The following is an 18,687-nucleotide window of genomic DNA, read 5'->3' as shown; positions in this document are numbered from 1 at the left end:
ACCGCCCGCCGCAGGAGGAGAGACCCGTGATCGACGACACCCTGCTCGACGCCGAGGAGCGGATGGACAAGGCCCTGTCGGTCGCGCGGGAGGACCTCGGCTCGGTGCGCACCGGACGCGCCGCCCCGTCGATGTTCAACAAGATCCTCGTCGACTACTACGGCGCGCCCACCCCGGTGCCGCAGATGTCGTCGATCACCGTGCCCGAGGCGCGGATGGCGGTCATCAAGCCCTACGACAACAGCCAGCTCTCGGCGATCGAGCGGTCGATCCGCGACAGCGACCTGGGCGTCAACCCGACCAACGACGGCCAGATCATCCGCGTGGTCTTCCCGCAGCTGACCGAGGAGCGCCGCCGCGACCTGGTGAAGCAGGCACGCAGCAAGGGCGAGGACGCCAAGGTCGCCATCCGCAACGTGCGCCGCCGGGCCAAGGAGGAGCTCGACCGCATCGCCAAGGACGGCGAGGCCGGCGAGGACGACGTGCGCCGCGCGGAGAAGGAACTCGACGACCTCACCGCCCAGCACGTCGCGAGCATCGACGAGGCGGTCAAGAACAAGGAGACCGAGCTGCTCGAGGTCTGAGCCGCTTCACCCCGCCCCTCCGATGACCTCCCGTCCCGACGCCGCCGGGGCCGGTCCGTCCGGCGCAGCCCCCGAGGGGGCAGCCGACACCGGGCCGATCCCGGCCGTCCGGCGTGCACCCACACCGCCACCGCTGCCCGCGGGCGGCCACGGTCCGGCGACCGGTCCCGTCCGGCCGGCGGCCCCGCCGACCAGCCCGATCGCGGTGCCGCGGGCCGAGCCGCCCGGCACCCAGGAGATCGCCGTCCCGGCACCCGCCGTCCCGGCCACCGACGCCCCGGCGGCCGACGCCCCGGTGGAGGCGGACGACCACGACACTCACGGCGGCCCGGTGATCGCCCCGGTGCCCGGCCCCGACCCCGAGCCGGACCTCGTCCCGCCGAAGAGCAGCCGCGCCGGGCGCGACCTGGTCGCGGCCATCGGCGTGGGCCTCGGCCTCGGCGCGGTCATCATCGCCTCGCTGCTGGTCTACCCGCCGGCGTTCCTCGGCGTCATCGCCGTGGCGATCCTCGTCGGCGTCGTCGAGCTGGTCCGGGCGCTGGAGGCCGGCAACGTCCGGGTGCCGCTCGCGCCGGTCCTCGTGGGCACGGTGGCGATGCTCGCGCTGGCCTGGACGCGCGGCACCGACGGGCTGGTCGCCGGGTTCCTGTTCACCGTCGTCGCCGTCCTGCTGTGGCGGCTCGGCGACGGCCCCGAGGGCTACCTGCGCGACGCCACCGCCGGCGTCCTCGTCGCCCTCTACGTCCCGCTGCTCGCCGGGTTCGCCGTGCTGCTGCTGGTGCCCGACGACGGCGCCGCCCGGGTGCTGGCGTTCATCGCCACCGTGGTCGGCAACGACGTCGGCGGCTACGCGGCCGGCGTCCTGTTCGGGCGGCACCCCATGGCGCCGACGGTGAGCCCGAAGAAGTCCTGGGAGGGGATGGCCGGCTCGATCGTGGCCTGCGTCGCCGTCGCCACGCCGATCGTCACCCTCGCCCTCGGCGGGCCGTGGTGGGGCGGCGTGCTCTTCGGCGTCTGCCTCGCGGTGAGCGCGACGGTGGGCGACCTGGGCGAGTCGCTGATCAAGCGCGACCTCGGCATCAAGGACATGGGCACGCTGCTGCCCGGCCACGGCGGGATCATGGACCGGCTCGACAGCCTGCTGCCGTCGGCCGCCGTCGCCTACCTGCTGCTGGCCTGGGTGGCGCCGCCCGCCTGACGCCGGGCCACCTCCCACACCGACCCGGCGACGGCGAAGCCGCGCCGGGCGTACCAGTGCCGCGGCCAGTCGGCGGCGTCGGCCTCGAGCACGACCAGGTCGCACCCGGCGTCGGCGGCCAGCCGCACGAGGCGTGCGAGGACGGCGTCGGCGGCGCCCCGCCCGCGGGCGGCGGGCTCGGTCTCCACGGCCTCGATCGCCGCCGTCGCGCCGTCGACCCGCAGCTGACCGGCGGCGACGACGCGGCCGCCGTCCCGGACCGCCACCTCGTGCACCGCCACGACGGTGCCGGTGAGCGGCTCCCGGCCGACGAGCTGGGCGACCACCTCGTCCCGGTCGGGCAGGCCGGCGGGCAGGTCGCGCCGCCAGGCCTCGGTGCGGAAGGCACGCACCTGCGGCTCGGCCAGCACCTCCGCCCGCTCGCCGCCCGGCAGCGGCGGGTGGGCCGGGCGGGTCATGACCAGCAGCTCCGTGGCCTCCCAGCCGGAGGTGGCCAGCTCCGCGGCGACCGCCGCGGCGCCGGGCCAGGACAGCAGCGCGGCGGGCACGGACAGGTCCGCCGCGGCCGCGGCGACGGTGCCCGCGTCGACGGGGGAGCCGAGCAGCAGCCTGTTGTTGTCGTACGAGTGCGGGAAGCGCGGGTCGCGGACCGCCACGCCGCCGGGGACGTCGCGCACGTCGGGGGCCCGGCGCACCGGCAGGGACAGCGACAGGGCGAGCGCCCGGCCGAGCGCGTCGCCGGGCTCGGGCAGCACCGGCGGGACCGGCGGCCGATGGGGCACGACGGCGACCACGGCCGACGTCGGCAGCGGCCCGTACAGGTGCGGGAAGCGCATGCCGCCGGGGTCGCCCGCGACGCCGGGCTCGTCCACGACGGGGTCGGTCAGGCGGGCGGGGTCGACGACGAGCAGCACGAGGTCGCGGCGCCCCGGGAAGAGCCGCTGCGCCGGCAGGTGCACCTGCTCCGGCCGCGACAGGTGCACGAACGGCCCGGGCGGCCGCAGCGCACCGGCGTCGAGGGCGGCCCGCCACTCGCCGCTGGTGCACAGGTGGAGCAGGACGCTCACGGGGCGGGCGCGTCCGGGTCGATGCCGCGGGCTGCGAGCCCGGCCTCGATCGCCTCGCACACCGCCCGGACGACGGCGACGCGGGCGTGCCGCTTGTCGTCGGCCGGCACCACGGTCCAGCGCCCGCCGGGGTGGTCGGTGCGCTCGAGCATCTCCTCGACGGCGGCCTCGTACGCCGCCCGCTTCTCCCGGTTGCGCCAGTCCTCGTCGGTGAGCTTCCAGGCGCGGTACGGGTCGGCGGCGCGGGACTCGAAGCGGCGCAGCTGCTCCTCGGGGGAGACGTGCAGCCAGAACTTCACCAGGATCGTGCCCTCGGCGGCCAGCGTGGTCTCCAGGTCGACGATCTCGCCGTAGGCCCGCTGCCACGCCTCGTCGGAGGCGAAGCCCTCCACCCGCTCGACCAGCACCCGGCCGTACCAGGTGCGGTCGAGCACGGCCATGCCGCCCCAGCCGGGCAGCACCGGCCAGAAGCGCCACAGGAAGTGGTGCCGCTTCTCCGTGGGCGTGGGGGCGGCGAACTGGGCGACCCGCACGTGCCGGGGGTCGAGCTCGTCGACCAGCCGCTTGATCGCCCCGCCCTTGCCCGAGGCGTCCCAGCCCTCGAAGAGCACGCACACCGGCGGCCCGATCGGCCCGCCGAGCTGCCCGCCGAGGAACAGCCGCAGGTGCACCAGCCGTCGCTGCGCCTCGGCCAGCTGCTTGTTGCCGTCCTTCTTCGACAGCTCCAGGGTCAGGTCCACGTCGTCGAGTCGGCCCACCCCGCCGAGGGTGGCGCACCCGGCCCGGACGCGCGCGTCAGGGCAGCCGCGCGTGCCGGCGGACCCATGCGTGCATGGCGATCCCGGCGGCCACGCCGGCGTTGATCGAGCGGGTCGAGCCGAACTGCGCGATGGACAGGACGGCGTCGGCCAGCCCGCGCGCCTCCGGCGAGAGCCCGGTGCCCTCCTGGCCGAACAGCAGCACGCACGCGCGCGGCAGCTCGGCGGTCTCCAGCGGCACGGCGCCGGGCAGGTTGTCGACGGCGAGCACCGGCAGGCCGGCCTCGCGCGCCCACGCGCCGAGGGCGGCGGCGTCGGGGTGGTGGCGCACGTGCAGGTAGCGGTCGGTGACCATCGCCCCGCGGCGGTTCCAGCGCTTGCGGCCGACCACGTGCACCTCGGCGGCGAGGAAGGCGTTCGCCGTGCGCACGACCGTGCCGATGTTCAGGTCGTGCCGCCAGTTCTCGATGGCGACGTGGAAGGCGTGCCGGCGCGGGTCGAGGTCGGCGACGATCGCCTCGACCGTCCAGTAGCGGTACCGGTCGACGACGTTGCGCCGGTCGCCGTGCGCGAGCAGCTCGGGGTCGTAGCGCGGGTCCTCGGGCCACGGGCCCTCCCACGGCCCGACGCCGACGGCGTCGAGCGGCCCCGGCGCCGCGTCGGTCACCAAGGGAACGTACTTCGTGATGGCGGCGGTCCCGAGGGAGCTTCCCGCGAGCCGTACCAGGACCCTACGGTCGTGACTCGTGACGACCCGCAGCGCCCTGCGTGCCTGGACTCGGGGTGCCTCGAATGTCCTGCCAGACGACCTTCGTGCTGACGCGCTACGCCGTATACGTCGTCTGCGTAAGCCCGCATGGAGAGGGGCTGTGCGCGGCCGTCAGGTGAGCGACTGTTGGGGATGGGACCGCGGTGATCCCGTCGATCGCTATTACGTCGATCGATGGCTCGGCGAGCATCGGTCCGACATCACTGGCGCGGTGCTCGAGGTCCGTGATCGGCGGTACACCGGTCGCTGGGGAGTGAGCGTCACCAGTTCGCACGTCCTGGACATCGACCCTTCGCTGCCGGATGTGACCTGGTGCGGCGACATGACCGACTCCACGTTGGTCCCCGCGGACAGCTACGACTGTTACCTGCTCTGTCAGACACTCCAGTTCGTCCATGACGTCCCGAGCGCCCTCCGCAACGCACACCGGCTACTCAGCTCAGGTGGGGTCGTGCTCGCCACTGTTCCGGTGGTCAGCCGCATGTCCATGATCGAGGGAACGGAAGTCGATCACTGGCGCTTCACGGCCGCGTCCTGCCGTCGACTGTTCGGCGACGTCTTCGGTGAGGCGAACGTGGAGGTCACCTCGCTGGGAAACCTGCGCGCCAGCATCGCGTTCCTCCGCGGTCTGAGTTGGCAAGAGGTCCCCACGGCGGCGCTCGACGAGCCGGATCCTCTGCATCCGCTCGTGGTCGCGGTCCGTGCCCGGAAGGCCGAACGCGCCGACTGAACTGCTCGGCCGCGCCTCCACCTCGTACATGCCCTCGTCCGGCACCATCACTCCGACCTGTGAGCGGGGGATGACCATGAGTGACTGCGAGGTGGGATGACGGCACAGCAGGACGACGAGGTGCCGGGCGCCGCCGACGCGGCCGCGACCCCGTTCGTGGACGACGACGGCCTGATGCCCACGCAGGACCTGCGGGACCTGCTGCCCCCCTGGCTGGCCGCGGAGGACGACGCGGAGGACGACGCCCCTGTGGGGGATGGCGCCGCTGAGGACGAGGTCGGTGCTGAGACGCCGCTCGAGGAGGCCGCGGTCGGGGATCCCGTCGCGGAGCAGGCCACCGCCGACCCGGCCACGGTCGAGCCGGCCGCGGCGGAGGGGCCGGCGGACGACGTGGTCCCGGTCGAGGTGGTGCCGGTCGAGGCCATGCCGGACGAGGCCACGGTGGCCGTCGTCGAGGAGCCCGTCGTCGAGGAGGCTGCCGTCGCGGCGGCCGCCGCCGAGGCGCCTGCCGCCGACGAGCCCGCCGACGAGGAGCCGGCGGCCGGGGAGGCGGTGGCCGAGGAGACCGTGGTCCTCGACGCCGCCGACGGCTGCGCGTACGCCGCCGACCTCGACGCCGACCTCGACGCCGACGTGGACGAGCCCGACGACCCCGCCTGGACGGCCGCGGTGCCGGTGGTGGCGCCCCGGGTCGTCGTCGCCCCGCGGGTGCGGCCGCGCCGCCGCACCGGCACGGCGGTGGCCCTGGGCCTGCTCGCCGCCGGCGGGATCACCGGCGCGGTGCTGCTGGCGGGCTCGGCGTCCGGCCCGGCGCCGACCTCCGCCGTCCAGGCCTCGCCGACGGCCACCGCGACCGCCACCGCCACGGCGACGCGCGCGCCGCGGCCCGTGCGCCCCGTCCTCCCGCCGCCGGTCCCCGCCGCCCCGACGACTGCCGTCGAGACCGCGGCGCCGCAGCCGGAGGCCGTCCCCGCGCCGGCGCCCGTGCTCGCCGCCGCGGCGACGAGGGCCCCGGCCGCGGTGGCGCCGCCCGCCGCCCCGGCGGCCGTCGTCCCGCAGGTGGTGCCCGTCCCGCCGCCGGTGGTGGTCCCGGCGCCCGCGCCGGAGCCGGCGCCGGTCCCGGTGGCCCTCCCGACGTCGGCCCCGGTCCCCACGCCCACGCCCACGCCGACGGCGACCCCGGAGCCGACGCCGACGGCGACGCCGACCCCCACCGCGACGCCGGAGCCGACGCCGACGGAGACGCCCGAGCCGACCCCTCCGGAGACGCCCGAGCCGACCCCTCCGGAGACGCCCGAGCCGACCCCGACGGGGACGCCGGAGCCGTCGGCGACCCCGGAGCCGAGCGGGGACCCGGCCGCACCGCCCTCCTGAGCGAGCGACCTCACCCGCGGCGCGTCCCACGGCGCCGGGCGGGGTGGGACGATGGAGGGCGCCATGACTGCCCTGCCCCTCGTCTTCGACGCCCCGCGCCGGGGCAAGCCGCCGCGCCACCTCGCCGACCTGACCCGGGAGGAGGCGCGCGCCGTCGTCGCCGACCTCGGGCAGCCGGCGTTCCGCGCCGACCAGCTGGCCCGGCACTTCTTCCGCGGCGTCACCGACCCCGCGCAGATGACCGACGTCCCCGCGGCGGTCCGCGAGACGCTCAGCGAGGCGCTGCTGCCCGGCCTGCTGACCCCGGTGCGCACGCTCAGCGCCGACGGCGGCCGCACGCGCAAGACGCTGTGGCGGCTGCACGACGGCGCCCTGGTCGAGAGCGTGCTCATGCGCTACCCCGACCGCGCCACCGTCTGCATCTCCAGCCAGGCCGGCTGCGGCATGGCCTGCCCCTTCTGCGCCACCGGCCAGAGCGGCCTGACCCGCAACCTGTCGGCCGCCGAGATCATCGGCCAGGCGGTGGCGGCCTCGGCGGCGATGGCGAACGGCGAGGTCCCCGGCGGGCCGGGCCGGCTGTCCAACGTCGTCTTCATGGGCATGGGCGAGCCGCTGGCCAACTACCCGCGGGTGCGCGCCACGCTGCGCGCGCTGCTCGGCCAGGCGCCCTACGGCCTCGGCCTGTCGCAGCGGTCGGTCACCGTCTCCACGGTCGGCCTGGTGCCCGGCATCCGGAAGCTCACCGAGGAGGGCATGGCGGTGACCCTCGCGGTCAGCCTGCACGCCCCCGACGACGAGCTGCGCGACACCCTCGTGCCGATCAACACCCGGTGGAAGGTCGCCGAGGTGGTCGAGGCCGCCGACGACTACGCCGCGCGCACCGGCCGCCGCTACTCGGTGGAGTACGCGCTCATCCGCGACGTCAACGACCAGCCCGAGCGGGCCGACCTGCTCGGCCGGCTGCTCGCCGGGAAGCTGGCGCACGTCAACCTCATCCCGCTCAACCCGACGCCGGGCAGCCCGTGGGACGCGAGCCCGCTGCCGGCGCAGCGGGAGTTCGTCGCGCGCCTGCGGGCGGCGGGCGTGCCGACGACGGTCCGCGACACCCGCGGCCAGGACATCGACGGTGCCTGCGGCCAGCTCGCCGCCGCCGACCTCGGCGACGACGCCGGCGTGCCGACGGTCGCCACCCCCGCGCCCATGCTGGAGGCACCGGTGCCGCTGGGCGCCGAGGCCGACGCGTGAGAGCCCCCGCGTGAGCGCCGGGACCGCCGAGGAGTCCGCGGCCGGGGAGCCCGCCGCGCTGCACGAGCACCACCACGGCGACGTCTCCGGCGGCTGGCTGCGCGCCGCCGTCTTCGGCGCCATGGACGGCCTGGTCACCAACACCGCGCTGGTCGCCGGCGTCGGCGGCGGGGGAGCGGCGCCGCGCACGATCGTGCTCACCGGCGTCGCCGGGCTGGTCGCCGGCGCGATCTCCATGGCGCTCGGCGAGTACACGTCGGTGAAGACGCAGAACGAGCAGCTCGACCTCGAGGTGGCCAAGGAGCGGCGCGAGCTCGAGCGGCACCCGCAGGAGGAGCTGCGCGAGCTGGTCGGGATGCTGCGCGACCGTGGCGTCGACGCGGACCTCGCCCACGAGGTCGCCGTCCAGCTGTCCCGGGACCCCGAGGTGGCGCTGCGGCTGCACGTCGTCGCCGAGCTCGGCGTCAGCCCCGAGGACCGCCCCTCACCCCGGACGGCGGCCGTCTCGTCGTTCCTGACGTTCTCCCTGGGCGCGGTGCTGCCGCTGCTGCCCTACCTCTTCGGGCTCTCGCTGCTGTGGGTGGCGCTGCTGTGCGGCGCGGTCGGCCTGGTGGCCGCCGGTGCGCTGTCGTCCCGCTTCACCCCGCGGCCGTGGTGGTACGCCGGGCTGCGCCAGCTGCTGTTCGGCGCGCTGGCCGCCGGGGCCACCTACCTGATCGGCGCCGCGATCGGGGTCACCGCCGCCTGAGGCGGCCCCGACACGCGACGACCCGGCCCGGCGGGTGCCGGACCGGGTCGTCGCGGGACGTCCCGGGGACTGCTGGCGCTACGGGCGCCAGGCGGTGCGCTTGCGGCGGAGGTCCCACACCAGCATCACGACGAGGCCCGCGGCGATGCCGAACAGCCACAGGTCCTCCATGCGGCCCTCGTGGTTGCCCCACGTGTAGGCGAGCATCGAGAGCACGGTGAGCCAGCCGGCGATCTGCGCCCACTTGCCGGAGCGGCCGTGCCAGCCCCAGTCCTCAGGGCGCTCCTCCTCGACCGGGTGCTCCCCGGCGCGGACGACGCCCTCCTCGCGGTTGGGCTGGTTGACGCGCGTGGTCAGCGCGTTGTCCTGACGGACCCCCGGGCCGTGGTGCTCGCTCACGGGCCCCATCCTGCCAGCCCCGCCCGGAGGCCACCGTTCGAGGTGGTGCGGCGCGTCGGGGAGGATGCGCCGCATGAGCGAGCCGCGCGAGGTGACCGTGCTGGGCTCGACCGGGTCGATCGGCCGGCAGGCGATCGCGGTCGCCGAGCAGAACCCCGACCGGCTGCGGATCACCGCGCTGGCGGCCGGCGGGGGCGACGTCGCCCGGCTGGCCGAGCAGGCCCTCGCACTCGGCGTGCGCACGGTGGCGGTGGCCCGGGCGACGGCGGCCCAGGACCTGCAGCTGGCCTTCTACGCGGCGGCGTCGCAGCGGGGCTGGGCGCGCGGGGAGTACGCGCTGCCGGAGATCCTCGCCGGGCCGCGCGCCGCCGAGGAGCTGGCCGCCCGCCCGGCCGACGTCGTCCTCAACGGCATCACCGGCTCGATCGGCCTGGGGCCCACGCTCTCCGCGCTCCGGTCCGGCAACACCGTCGCCCTGGCCAACAAGGAGTCGCTGGTCGCCGGCGGCGAGCTGGTCACCGCGGCTGCCGCGCCCGGCCAGCTCGTGCCGGTCGACTCCGAGCACTCGGCCCTGGCGCAGTGCCTGCGCGGCGGGGACCGGGGAGAGGTCGCCCGGCTGGTGCTCACCGCCAGCGGGGGCCCCTTCCGCGGGCGCCGGGCCGCCGACCTCGCCGACGTCACGCCCGAGCAGGCGCTGGCGCACCCCACCTGGGACATGGGCCCGGTGGTGACGATCAACTCCGCGACCCTGGTCAACAAGGGCCTGGAGCTCATCGAGGCGCACCTGCTCTTCGGCGTCCCCTACGCCGACATCGACGTCGTCGTGCACCCGCAGTCGATCGTGCACTCGATGGTGACCTTCGCCGACGGCGCGACCATCGCGCAGGCCAGCCCGCCGGACATGCGGCTGCCCATCGCGCTCGCGCTGGCCTGGCCCGACCGGCTGCCGCACGTGCAGCCGGCGCTGGACTGGTCGGCCGCGAGCACCTGGGAGTTCGCGCCGCTGGACGACGACGCGTTCCCGGCGGTGCGCCTGGCGCGGGCCGCGGGGGAGGCCGGCGGCGTCGTCCCCGCGCTCTACAACGCGGCCAACGAGGAGGCGGTCTCCGCCTTCCTGGGGGGACGGCTGCGTTTCCCGGACGTCGTGGGCCTCGTCGCGCGTACCCTCGACGACGCGCCGGACCTCGGCGCCCCCACCTGCGTGGACGACGTGCTGGCCGCTGAGCGCTGGGCCCGGCAGCACGCCCGCGCCGCTCTCGCCGGAGGCCCGAGCTGAGCATCGTCCTGACGGTCCTCGGGATCGTCGCGTTCTTCGTCGGCCTGCTCGCCTCGATCGCCTTCCACGAGTACGGCCACTTCTACTGGGCGCGGAAGTTCGGCATGCGCGTGCCGCAGTTCATGGTCGGCTTCGGCCCGACCGTGTTCTCCCGCCGCCGCGGCGAGACCGAGTACGGCGTCAAGGCCATCCCGCTCGGCGGCTACATCCGCATCGTCGGCATGATCCCGCCCGCCGAGGAGAACGAGAGCACGCGGGCCACCCGCATGCGGACCTTCATCGCCGAGGTCCGCGGCCAGGCCCTCGACGACGTCCTGCCCAGCGACGCCGGCCGGGTCTTCTACGCCAAGCCCTGGTGGCAGCGCGTCATCGTGATGTTCGCCGGGCCGTTCCACAACCTGGTGCTGGCCGCCGTGTTCTTCGCGGTGCTGCTCACCGCCATCGGCACCAACGTCATCACCACCCAGCTGGCCAGCGTGCCCGCGTGCGTGGTGCCGGCCGGGGCGGAGAGCATCGACGTCGCCGCCGAGCAGGACACCGACGTCTGCGGCATCCCTATCGTGACCAGCGGCGCCGACGCCGGGCAGCTGTGCGAGGAGGGCACCCCCGGCTGCGCGGAGCCGGTCGCCAGCCCCGCCGCCGAGGCGGGCCTGCAGCCCGGCGACACGATCGTCGCCATCGACGGGCGGACGCTCGACCCCACCGCCTACGACAGCTGGACGGCGGTGCAGCAGGCGATCCGCGGCTCGGCGGACGAGCCGCTGGCGCTCACCGTGGAGCGCGACGGCGAGACCCGCGAGCTCACCGTCACCCCGATCGAGAACGTCGTCGCCACCGACGACGGCGAGGGCACCATGACGGCCGGCTACCTCGGCGTCAGCCCGGTGTTCGGCTTCGCCCGCCAGTCCTTCTCCGACCTGCCCGGCTACTTCGGCATGGTCGTGTCGCAGTCGGTGCAGCGGCTCGTCGAGATCCCCGAGCGCGTGCCGCAGCTGTTCCGCGCCGCCTTCCTCGGCGAGGAGCGCGACGTCGACGGCCCGATCGGCGTCGTCGGCGTCGGGCGGATCTCCGGCGAGGTGTTCGCCATCGAGGAGTTCAGCGGCGCGCAGAAGCTGAGCTTCTTCCTCGGCCTGCTGGCCAGCGTGAATCTCGTGCTGTTCCTGTTCAACCTGCTGCCGATCTACCCGCTCGACGGCGGGCACGTCGCCGGCGCGCTGTACGAGAAGGCGCGCTCGGTGGTCGCCCGGTGGCGCGGCCGGCCGGACCCCGGGCCCTTCGACATCGCCCGGCTGATGCCCGTGGCCTACGTCGTCGCCGGGTTGTTCATCGCGCTGTCGGGCCTGCTGCTCATCGCCGACGTCGTCAACCCGATCACACTGCAGTAGCGCGCGGCGCCGACCTGCGGAGAACGGGGATACTCGGGGGCATGTCCACCGTCGTCGGTCTCGGCATGCCCGCCGCACCCCCGCCCGTCCTCGCGCCCCGTCGCACGACCCGTCAGCTGATGGTCGGGAACGTCGGGGTCGGCAGCGACCACCCGGTCAGCGTCCAGTCGATGACCACGACCAAGACCGCCGACGTCAACGCGACGCTGCAGCAGATCGCCGAGCTGACCGCCTCGGGCTGCCAGATCGTGCGCGTGGCCGTCCCGGACACCGACGACGCCGAGGCGCTGCCGATCATCGCCCGGAAGTCGCAGATCCCGGTCATCGCCGACATCCACTTCCAGCCGCGCTACGTCTTCGCCGCGATCGACGCCGGCTGCGCCGCGGTGCGCGTGAACCCCGGCAACATCAAGAAGTTCGACGACAAGGTCGGCGAGATCGCCCGCGCCGCCAAGGGCGCCGGCATCCCGATCCGCATCGGCGTCAACGCCGGGTCGCTGGACAAGCGGCTGCTCGCCAAGTACGGCAAGGCGACGCCCGAGGCGCTGGTCGAGTCGGCGCTGTGGGAGTGCTCGCTGTTCGAGGAGCACGACTTCCGCGACATCAAGATCTCGGTCAAGCACAACGACCCGGTGGTCATGGTCCGCGCCTACGAGCTGCTGGCCGCCCAGTGCGACTACCCGCTGCACCTCGGCGTCACCGAGGCCGGCCCCGCCTTCCAGGGCACGATCAAGTCCGCCGTCGCCTTCGGCGCGCTGCTGTCCCAGGGCATCGGCGACACCATCCGCGTCTCCCTCTCCGCGCCGCCCGCGGAGGAGGTCAAGGTCGGCACCCAGATCCTCGAGTCGCTGAACCTGCGCCAGCGCGGCCTGGAGATCGTCAGCTGCCCGTCGTGCGGCCGCGCGCAGGTCGACGTCTACAAGCTGGCCAACGAGGTCACCGCCGGGCTCGAGGGCATGGAGGTCCCGCTGCGGGTCGCCGTCATGGGCTGCGTCGTCAACGGCCCGGGCGAGGCCCGCGAGGCCGACCTCGGCGTCGCCTCCGGCAACGGCAAGGGCCAGATCTTCGTCAAGGGCGAGGTCATCAAGACCGTGCCGGAGTCGCAGATCGTCGAGACCCTCATCGAGGAGGCCATGCGCCTGGCCGGGGAGCAGCTCGACGACGACGGCGTCCCCTCCGGCCCGCCCGTCGTCACCGTCGGCTGACGCGCCGCCCCGTCCGCCCTCCCCGGTCCCCTCCGTGCTGCGCTCGCCGGCCGCCCGCGTCCTCGACGAGAGCGACGAACCGGCCGTCCGCCGCCTGCTGTCCGCCGACCCGGTCGCCGCGTGCGTGCTCGCCGGGCGGGTGGAGGCGGCCGGCACCGCCCCCGCCTCGCTCGGGGCGCCGCTGTGGGGCATCGGCAGCGGCCGCAGCCTCGACGCCGTCTGCCTGGCCGGCGCGAACCTGATCCCGTTCAGCGTCCCGGGCGCCGAGCGGGCGGCCGCGGCCGCGTTCGCCGAGCGCGCCCGCCGGGCCGGGCGCCGCTGCTCGACGATCGTCGGCCCGGCCGCCGCCGTCGACCCGCTGTGGGAGCTGCTCGAGCCCTCCTGGGGTCCGGCGCGCGACCACCGGCCGCGGCAGCCCCTGCTGGCGATCGAGGGCCCGCCCGCGGTGGCGCCGGAGCCGCGGGTGCGCCCGGTGCGGCCGGCCGAGATCGACGTCCTGCTCCCGGCCGCGGTGGCCATGTTCACCGAGGAGGTCGGCGTCAGCCCGCTGCGCGCCGACGGCGGGATCGGCTACCGCATGCGCGTCGAGGACCTGGTCCGCGCCGGTCAGTCGCTGGCGTGGATCGAGGACGGGCGGGTGCTGTTCAAGGCCGAGATCGGCGCGGTGTCGCGCGCGGCCTGCCAGGTGCAGGGCGTGTGGACCGCCCCGGAGGCCCGCGGCCGCGGGATCGGCGCCGCCGGGATGGCCGCCGTCGTCGACTACGCCCGCACGGTCATCGCGCCGGTGGTCAGCCTCTACGTCAACGACTTCAACGCCCCCGCCCGCGCCGTGTACCGCCGGGTCGGGTTCCGCGAGGTCGGCCGCTACGCCAGCGTCCTGTTCTGAGGCGCCTCCCGGGGAACGCCGCCGCCGTCTGACAGGCTCTCCGGACGTGGCAGCACGACGCACGGCGGTCCTCGGCTCGGTCCTCACCCTCCTGTCCGCACCGGTCCTCGCGGCCTGCTCCGGCAGCTCCGAGGACGACGTCCGCGCCGCCGCGCAGGCCTTCCTCGACGACTGGGCCGGCGGCGACGCCGCGGCCGCCGCAGGCGCCACCACCGACCCCGCGGCCGCCACCGCGCTGCTCGAGCAGACCGCCGCCGACCTGCCCGGCGCGGCGCTGTCCGCCGAGCTCGGCGCGGTCACCGTCGAGGACGGCACCGCCACCGCCGCGTGGAGCGCCACCTGGGACCTGCAGGCCGCTCCCGACTGGACCTACGACGCGACCCTCGAGCTGCGGGAGGGCGAGGGCGACGGCGCGGAGGCCTGGCAGGTCGTCGCGGAGCCGGCGCTCGTGCACCCCGAGCTTGGGGAGGGCCAGCGCCTGCAGCTCACCCGCGCGCTGCCCGAGCGCGCCGCGGTCACCGACGCCGCGGGGCAGCCCCTGTTCGCCCCCACCGAGGTCGTGAACGTCGGCGTCGACACCGGCCAGGTGACCGACCTGCCGGCGCTGGCCGCGGGCCTCTCGGCGGCCACCGGCATCCCGGCGGAGGACATCACCGCCGACGTCCAGGCCGCGCCGCCCGGGCAGTTCGTGCCGGTCATCACCCTGCGGCGCCCCGACTTCGAGGCCATCCGCGCCCAGGTGTTCGACCTGCCCGGCGCGGTGTTCCCGACCGACACCCGGCTGCTCGCCCCCTCGCCGCGGTTCGCCTCCGCGCTGCTCGGCCGGGTCGGCGCGGCCACCGCCGAGGTGATCGAGGAGACCACCACCGAGGAGGCCGGCCCCGCCTACGCCGCCGGCGACCAGGTGGGCCTGTCCGGCCTGCAGCGGGCGTTCCAGGAGCAGCTCACCGGCACACCCGGGTTCACCGTCTCCGTCGTCAGCACCGACGAGGCCACCGGCGATCCCGGCCGCGAGGTGGCCGCCGTCGCGCCGGTCGCCGGGCAGCCGCTGCAGACGCCGCTGGTCCGCCCCCTGCAGGAGGCCGCCGACGCCGCCGTCGCCACCGAGGCGCGGGCCACCCACCTCGTCGTCGTCCGGCCCGGCACCGGGGAGGTCCTGGCCGTCGCGTCGAACGAGGCGGCCGTGCCGGCCAACGCGCTGTCCGGCCAGTACCCGCCCGGCTCGAGCATGAAGACGATCTCGGCCACCGCGTTGCTCTCCACCGGCGCGGTGGCCCCCGACGCCCCGGTCGCCTGCCCGGGGACGACGGTCGTCGAGGGCCGCGAGTTCGAGAACCAGGACCAGTTCGACCTGGGCACCGTGCCCTTCACCGAGGCGTTCGCGCAGTCCTGCAACACCACGTTCATCCAGGAGGGCCTGGAGCTGCCCGACGACGCCCTGGCCGCCGCGGCCGCCTCCTACGGCGTGGGCACCGAGTGGCAGCTGCCGGTCGGGCTCTTCTCCGGCAGCGTGCCGTCGGACTCCACCGGCACCACCAAGGCGGCCAACGCGATCGGCCAGGGCCAGGTGCTGATGAGCCCCGCGCAGATGGCGCTCGTCGCCGCGGGCATCGCCGGCGGTACCCCGGCGGCGCCGGTCGAGGTGGTGGGCGGCGAGCCCGCCGGACCCGCGCCCGCGGGACCGGGGCAGGCCGTGCTCGACCAGCTGCGGCCGATGATGCGCCAGGTGGTGCTGAGCGGGACCGCGACCGCCCTGGCCGACCGCGGCGAGGTGTACGGCAAGACCGGCACCGCCGAGTACGGCACCAACACCCCGCCGGATTCGCACGGCTGGTTCGTCGGCTACCGGCTCGGCGGGGCGCAGGGCGACATCGCCTTCGCGGTGCTCGTCGAGGGCGGGCAGTCCAGCAGCGCCGCCGTCGCGGTCACCGACGCCTTCCTGGGCGCCGTCGGCTGACGCCCCGCCGGGGCGGGGCCCGTCAGGAGTCGGGCAGGCCGGGCAGCGCCGCGGTGACCGGCGTGCGCCCGGCCGCCCGGCGCCAGCCCACGGCGCGCGCCTCCGCGGCGCCGAGCGCGTCCACGGCCAGCTGGCGGACCGCCGGCTGCTCCGCGGCGCCCAGCAGCGCCACCCAGGAGGCGCTCACGCCCTCCTCGAGCGCGGCGCCGAGCGCCGCGGCGTCGACGTCGGACAGCACGGGGAAGGGCAGCTCGTAGCCGGCCTCCGCGGGCACCGGGTCGGCGTCGCGCTCCTCGAGGAGCGCCGCCAGGCCGTCGCGGAGGTCGCGGTGGGCGAGCTCGCCGTCGACGGCCGGCCCGCGCGCGTCCGGCGGCAGCGCCGCCCCGACGACGCCGTACCCCCACACCGCCGCGTGCTCGGCGGCCAGCGCCTCGCGCAGCGCGGCGTCCTCGCCGCCGGCGGCGGTCCCGTCATCGGCCACGTCGGCCCCTCCTCCCGCGAGTCCCCGTGCGAGCCCTCGTGCGGGCCCTCATGCGAGTGCCGCCTCGTGGCCGCGCAGCCCGGCCGCCACCGCGCCGAGCAGCGCCGCCCGGGCGCCGGTGGCCTCCACGCACGCGGCGGTGTGCCCCGCCGCGGCGGCGGCCACCTGTTCGCGCAGCCAGCCGCGCACGTCCCCGCCCGCCGGCGGGGCGGGGGCCGACGCCCCGGACGACGACGCCCCGGACGACGACGACCCGGACGACGACGCGGACGACGACGCGGAGGCCCCGGGCGCGGCGGCACGCAGCCGCTCGAGCTGGGTGCGCGCCTGCTCGGCCAGCGGGGCCACCTCACCGCCGAGCGCCGGGTCGGCGGCCACCGCGGCGTCGTAGGCGGCCACGACCGCCTCCTGCACCGGCAGCTGCGCGGCCAGCCGGTCGTCCTGCGCCGACGTCTGCGCGGCCGCCCCGCCGCCGTCGCCCGCGGTGCACCCAGCCGCCAGCAGGGCCAGCCCGGCCGCGCCGGCGAGCAGCCGGCGCCGCGAGAAGCCGGCGGGGGAGCCGTCGGGGAGGGAGGTGGACATCACCGCCATCCTCCCAGGCGCCCCCGCGCGCCGCGGCAGCGACGGGCGGGTCGGCCCGGTCGGTCCGTCCCCGCCGAGCGGCCGGGGCCGGGCCCGCGGCGGAGCGGTAGCCTGACCACTTCCCGGGTACGCCGCCGGGCGGTGCCGTGCGCGCCGCCGGCCGGCCCGGGTGCGGTCCGCCGAGCACGAGCTCCGACCGGTCAGGAGGGAGGGAGCCCGTGTCCGCAGCGAAGGGCCAGGACCCGGCAGCGAGGGGTGGGGACCCGGCCGCGACGCGGCTGGCCGGCTGGATCACGCCGGTCGTCGCCGACGCCGGGTACGACCTGGAGGAGCTGGTGGTCACCCCCGCCGGCCGCCGCAGCGTCGTGCGCGTCGTCGTCGACCGGGACCAGGGCGTCTCCCTCGACGACGTCGCCGAGGTCAGCCGGGCCGTCTCGGCCGTGCTCGACCGCAACGACGGCGAGCTCGGCCGCGCGCCCTACGTGCTCGAGGTGACCAGCCCCGGCGTCGACCGGCCGCTGACCGAGCCGCGGCACTGGCGGCGCAACACCGGGCGGCTGGTGGCGGTCGCGGTCGGCGGCGAGCAGCTGACCGGCCGCGTCACCGCCGTCGACGACTCGGGTGTGACCCTGGCGGTCGAGAAGCCGGGCAAGCCCGGCGCGAAGAAGAAGGCGCCCACCCCGCGGCACGTGCCGTGGGCGCAGCTGGGCGCCGGCCGGGTGCAGGTCGAGTTCGGCCGGCCCGGCAGGGACGAGAACGGACCCGCGGACGGCGACCCGGGCCACGGCGACGTCGACGACGTCCTGGACGACCTCGGGGACGACCTCGACGGCGACACGGACGACGACGACCTCGACGAGGACCTGCTGGACGACGACGAGGGCGACGACGGAGGACGACAGTGAACATCGACCTGACCGCCCTCAGGGCGATCGAGCGGGAGAAGGACATCCCCGCCGACACGGTGATCGAGGCCATCGAGACGGCGCTGGTGACCGCCTACCGGCACGCCGACGGCGCGGCTCGGCACGTGCGGGTGCACGTCGACCGCAAGAGCGGCGAGGTGGCGGTGCTCGCCCAGGAGCTCGGCGACGACGGCCAGGTCGTGCGCGAGTGGGACGACACCCCCTCCGACTTCGGCCGGATCGCGGCCAGCACCGCCAAGCAGGTCATCGTGCAGCGGCTGCGCGACGCCGAGCACGAGCAGACCTTCGGCGAGTACGCCGGCCGCGAGGGCGACATCGTCAGCGGGGTCGTCCAGGCCGACGCGCGCCGCAACGCGCAGGGCGCCGTGCTGCTCGACATCGGCAAGGTCGAGGCGGTCATGCCGTCGGCCGAGCAGGTGCCGGGGGAGCGCTACCCGCACGGCAGCCGGCTCCGCGCCTACGTCGTCTCCGTGGCCCGCACCCACCGCGGCCCGCAGGTGACCATCTCGCGCACCCACCCGAACCTGGTGCGCAAGCTGTTCGCCCTCGAGGTCCCCGAGATCGCCGACGGCAGCGTCGAGATCGTCGCCGTCGCCCGCGAGGCGGGGCACCGGTCGAAGATCGCCGTCCGCACCTCCGTGCCGGGGCTCAACGCCAAGGGCGCCTGCATCGGCCCCATGGGCCAGCGCGTGCGCAACGTCATGAGCGAGCTGCACGGCGAGAAGATCGACATCGTCGACTGGTCCGACGACCCCGCCACCTTCGTGGCCTCGGCGTTGAGCCCGGCCCGCGTGGCCTCGGCGACGCTGGTCGACCCCAAGGCGAAGGCCGTGCGGGTGGTCGTGCCCGACTACCAGCTGTCGCTGGCGATCGGCAAGGAGGGCCAGAACGCCCGCCTGGCCGCCCGCCTCACCGGCTGCCGGATCGACATCCGCAGCGACGCCCAGGCCGACGACGCCGCGCCGTCGCCGGGCGTGGGCCGGCCGCCGCTGCGGTCGGGTCCGCCGCCGGTGCGCGCCGGGGCCCCCGGCGGCCGCCCGTACCCCGGTGGAGGGGCGCCCCGGACCGGTCAGCGACGCCCGGAACACCGGGGCCCCGCCGCGCGCTAACATGACGG

General features: G+C 76.2%; 19 protein-coding genes. 13 read left to right on the top strand and 6 right to left on the bottom strand.

Translation table 11 applies throughout. The annotated features are described in order from the left end of the window. The first annotated feature begins 26 nt into the window (after positions 1-26). Both frr and ACI78R_RS04020 read left to right on the top strand, forming a co-directional pair. Complete coding sequence (gene frr, locus ACI78R_RS04025) at positions 27-584, top strand: ribosome recycling factor (RefSeq protein WP_073421830.1); 558 nt, start codon at positions 27-29, stop codon at positions 582-584. 205 nt (positions 585-789) lie between these two features. Next, a complete protein-coding gene (locus ACI78R_RS04020; protein ID WP_457039751.1) occupies positions 790-1,782 on the top strand; it encodes a phosphatidate cytidylyltransferase in 993 nt (330 codons plus the stop codon). Here ACI78R_RS04020 and ACI78R_RS04015 read toward each other — a convergent pair. The 3 genes from ACI78R_RS04015 to ACI78R_RS04005 are packed head-to-tail and all read right to left on the bottom strand — an operon-like array spanning position 1,746 to position 4,274. Continuing rightward, a complete protein-coding gene (locus tag ACI78R_RS04015) occupies positions 1,746-2,849 on the bottom strand; it encodes a DUF952 domain-containing protein (protein ID WP_457039750.1) in 1,104 nt (367 codons plus the stop codon). The genes ACI78R_RS04020 and ACI78R_RS04015 overlap by 37 nt on opposite strands. Then, positions 2,846-3,607, bottom strand: coding sequence for a polyphosphate kinase 2 family protein (locus ACI78R_RS04010; RefSeq protein WP_073421832.1), 762 nt, complete (start codon positions 3,605-3,607; stop codon positions 2,846-2,848). Before ACI78R_RS04010 ends, ACI78R_RS04015 begins: the two co-directional genes overlap by 4 nt. Before the next feature lie 37 nt (positions 3,608-3,644). Continuing rightward, positions 3,645-4,274 carry a TrmH family RNA methyltransferase gene (locus tag ACI78R_RS04005; protein WP_457039749.1) on the bottom strand — a complete coding sequence of 210 codons (630 nt, stop codon included), beginning with the start codon at positions 4,272-4,274 and terminating at the stop codon, positions 3,645-3,647. A gap of 202 nt (positions 4,275-4,476) precedes the next feature. Here ACI78R_RS04005 and ACI78R_RS04000 point away from each other — a divergent pair, with 202 nt between their 5' ends. The 4 genes from ACI78R_RS04000 to ACI78R_RS03985 all read left to right on the top strand — a co-directional run bounded on the left by ACI78R_RS04000 (position 4,477) and on the right by ACI78R_RS03985 (position 8,473). Next, positions 4,477-5,106, top strand: coding sequence for a methyltransferase domain-containing protein (locus ACI78R_RS04000; protein ID WP_457039748.1), 630 nt, complete (start codon positions 4,477-4,479; stop codon positions 5,104-5,106). Positions 5,107-5,202: 96 nt separating this feature from the next. Next, a complete protein-coding gene (locus ACI78R_RS03995; protein ID WP_457039747.1) occupies positions 5,203-6,480 on the top strand; it encodes a hypothetical protein in 1,278 nt (425 codons plus the stop codon). Positions 6,481-6,543: 63 nt separating this feature from the next. Next, positions 6,544-7,725: a 23S rRNA (adenine(2503)-C(2))-methyltransferase RlmN gene (gene rlmN, locus ACI78R_RS03990; protein WP_073422031.1), complete on the top strand. Its 1,182-nt coding sequence runs from the start codon at positions 6,544-6,546 to the stop codon at positions 7,723-7,725. A 10-nt stretch (positions 7,726-7,735) separates the two neighbouring features. After that, on the top strand, positions 7,736-8,473 hold the full coding sequence (locus tag ACI78R_RS03985; RefSeq protein WP_073421835.1) for a VIT1/CCC1 transporter family protein: 738 nt from the start codon (positions 7,736-7,738) through the stop codon (positions 8,471-8,473). 78 nt (positions 8,474-8,551) lie between these two features. Here the strand turns inward: ACI78R_RS03985 and ACI78R_RS03980 are convergent, their stop codons facing one another. After that, positions 8,552-8,872, bottom strand: a complete 321-nt coding sequence (locus tag ACI78R_RS03980; protein ID WP_457039746.1) for a DUF2631 domain-containing protein — start codon at positions 8,870-8,872, stop codon at positions 8,552-8,554. A 73-nt stretch (positions 8,873-8,945) separates the two neighbouring features. Here ACI78R_RS03980 and dxr point away from each other — a divergent pair, with 73 nt between their 5' ends. The 5 genes from dxr to ACI78R_RS03955 are packed head-to-tail and all read left to right on the top strand — an operon-like array spanning position 8,946 to position 15,581. Then, on the top strand, positions 8,946-10,148 hold the full coding sequence (gene dxr / locus ACI78R_RS03975; protein WP_457039745.1) for a 1-deoxy-D-xylulose-5-phosphate reductoisomerase: 1,203 nt from the start codon (positions 8,946-8,948) through the stop codon (positions 10,146-10,148). Continuing rightward, entirely contained in the window at positions 10,100-11,533 is a 1,434-nt protein-coding gene (locus ACI78R_RS03970; protein WP_457039896.1) for a M50 family metallopeptidase, read from the top strand. The genes dxr and ACI78R_RS03970 overlap by 49 nt, the downstream gene beginning before the upstream one ends. Positions 11,534-11,574: 41 nt before the next feature. Next, a complete protein-coding gene (gene ispG, locus ACI78R_RS03965) occupies positions 11,575-12,738 on the top strand; it encodes a flavodoxin-dependent (E)-4-hydroxy-3-methylbut-2-enyl-diphosphate synthase (RefSeq protein WP_457039744.1) in 1,164 nt (387 codons plus the stop codon). A gap of 34 nt (positions 12,739-12,772) precedes the next feature. Next, on the top strand, positions 12,773-13,624 hold the full coding sequence (locus tag ACI78R_RS03960) for a GNAT family N-acetyltransferase (protein ID WP_073421839.1): 852 nt from the start codon (positions 12,773-12,775) through the stop codon (positions 13,622-13,624). Positions 13,625-13,670: 46 nt separating this feature from the next. Beyond that, a complete protein-coding gene (locus tag ACI78R_RS03955; RefSeq protein ID WP_457039743.1) occupies positions 13,671-15,581 on the top strand; it encodes a penicillin-binding transpeptidase domain-containing protein in 1,911 nt (636 codons plus the stop codon). Between the two features lie 22 nt (positions 15,582-15,603). Here ACI78R_RS03955 and ACI78R_RS03950 read toward each other — a convergent pair whose 3' ends face one another. Together ACI78R_RS03950 and ACI78R_RS03945 are read right to left on the bottom strand one after the other, a co-directional pair. Next, positions 15,604-16,062, bottom strand: a complete 459-nt coding sequence (locus ACI78R_RS03950) for a ferritin-like domain-containing protein (RefSeq protein WP_073421840.1) — start codon at positions 16,060-16,062, stop codon at positions 15,604-15,606. Between the two features lie 48 nt (positions 16,063-16,110). Continuing rightward, positions 16,111-16,644: a hypothetical protein gene (locus ACI78R_RS03945; RefSeq protein WP_457039742.1), complete on the bottom strand. Its 534-nt coding sequence runs from the start codon at positions 16,642-16,644 to the stop codon at positions 16,111-16,113. 218 nt (positions 16,645-16,862) lie between these two features. Here ACI78R_RS03945 and rimP point away from each other — a divergent pair, with 218 nt between their 5' ends. Beyond that, on the top strand, positions 16,863-17,549 hold the full coding sequence (gene rimP / locus ACI78R_RS03940; RefSeq protein ID WP_457039741.1) for a ribosome maturation factor RimP: 687 nt from the start codon (positions 16,863-16,865) through the stop codon (positions 17,547-17,549). Continuing rightward, positions 17,546-18,679 (top strand): transcription termination factor NusA, encoded by a 1,134-nt coding sequence (gene nusA, locus ACI78R_RS03935; RefSeq protein ID WP_454556197.1) that lies wholly within the window; start codon positions 17,546-17,548, stop codon positions 18,677-18,679. The genes rimP and nusA overlap by 4 nt, the downstream gene beginning before the upstream one ends. The last annotated feature ends 8 nt before the right edge of the window (positions 18,680-18,687 follow it).

The sequence above is a fragment of the Geodermatophilus sp. SYSU D01106 genome (assembly GCF_054049995.1).
The sequence above is the reverse complement of the archived record's forward strand: the minus strand, read 5'-3'. Positions and strand labels throughout refer to the sequence as shown.

Coding starts and splice junctions, on each gene's coding strand:
- ACI78R_RS03945 (WP_457039742.1), bottom strand. CDS start 16,644: ATGTCCACCTCCCTCCCCGACGGCTCCCCCGCCGGCTTCTCGCGGCGC.
- rlmN (WP_073422031.1), top strand. CDS start 6,544: ATGACTGCCCTGCCCCTCGTCTTCGACGCCCCGCGCCGGGGCAAGCCG.
- dxr (WP_457039745.1), top strand. CDS start 8,946: ATGAGCGAGCCGCGCGAGGTGACCGTGCTGGGCTCGACCGGGTCGATC.
- ispG (WP_457039744.1), top strand. CDS start 11,575: ATGTCCACCGTCGTCGGTCTCGGCATGCCCGCCGCACCCCCGCCCGTC.
- ACI78R_RS03995 (WP_457039747.1), top strand. CDS start 5,203: ATGACGGCACAGCAGGACGACGAGGTGCCGGGCGCCGCCGACGCGGCC.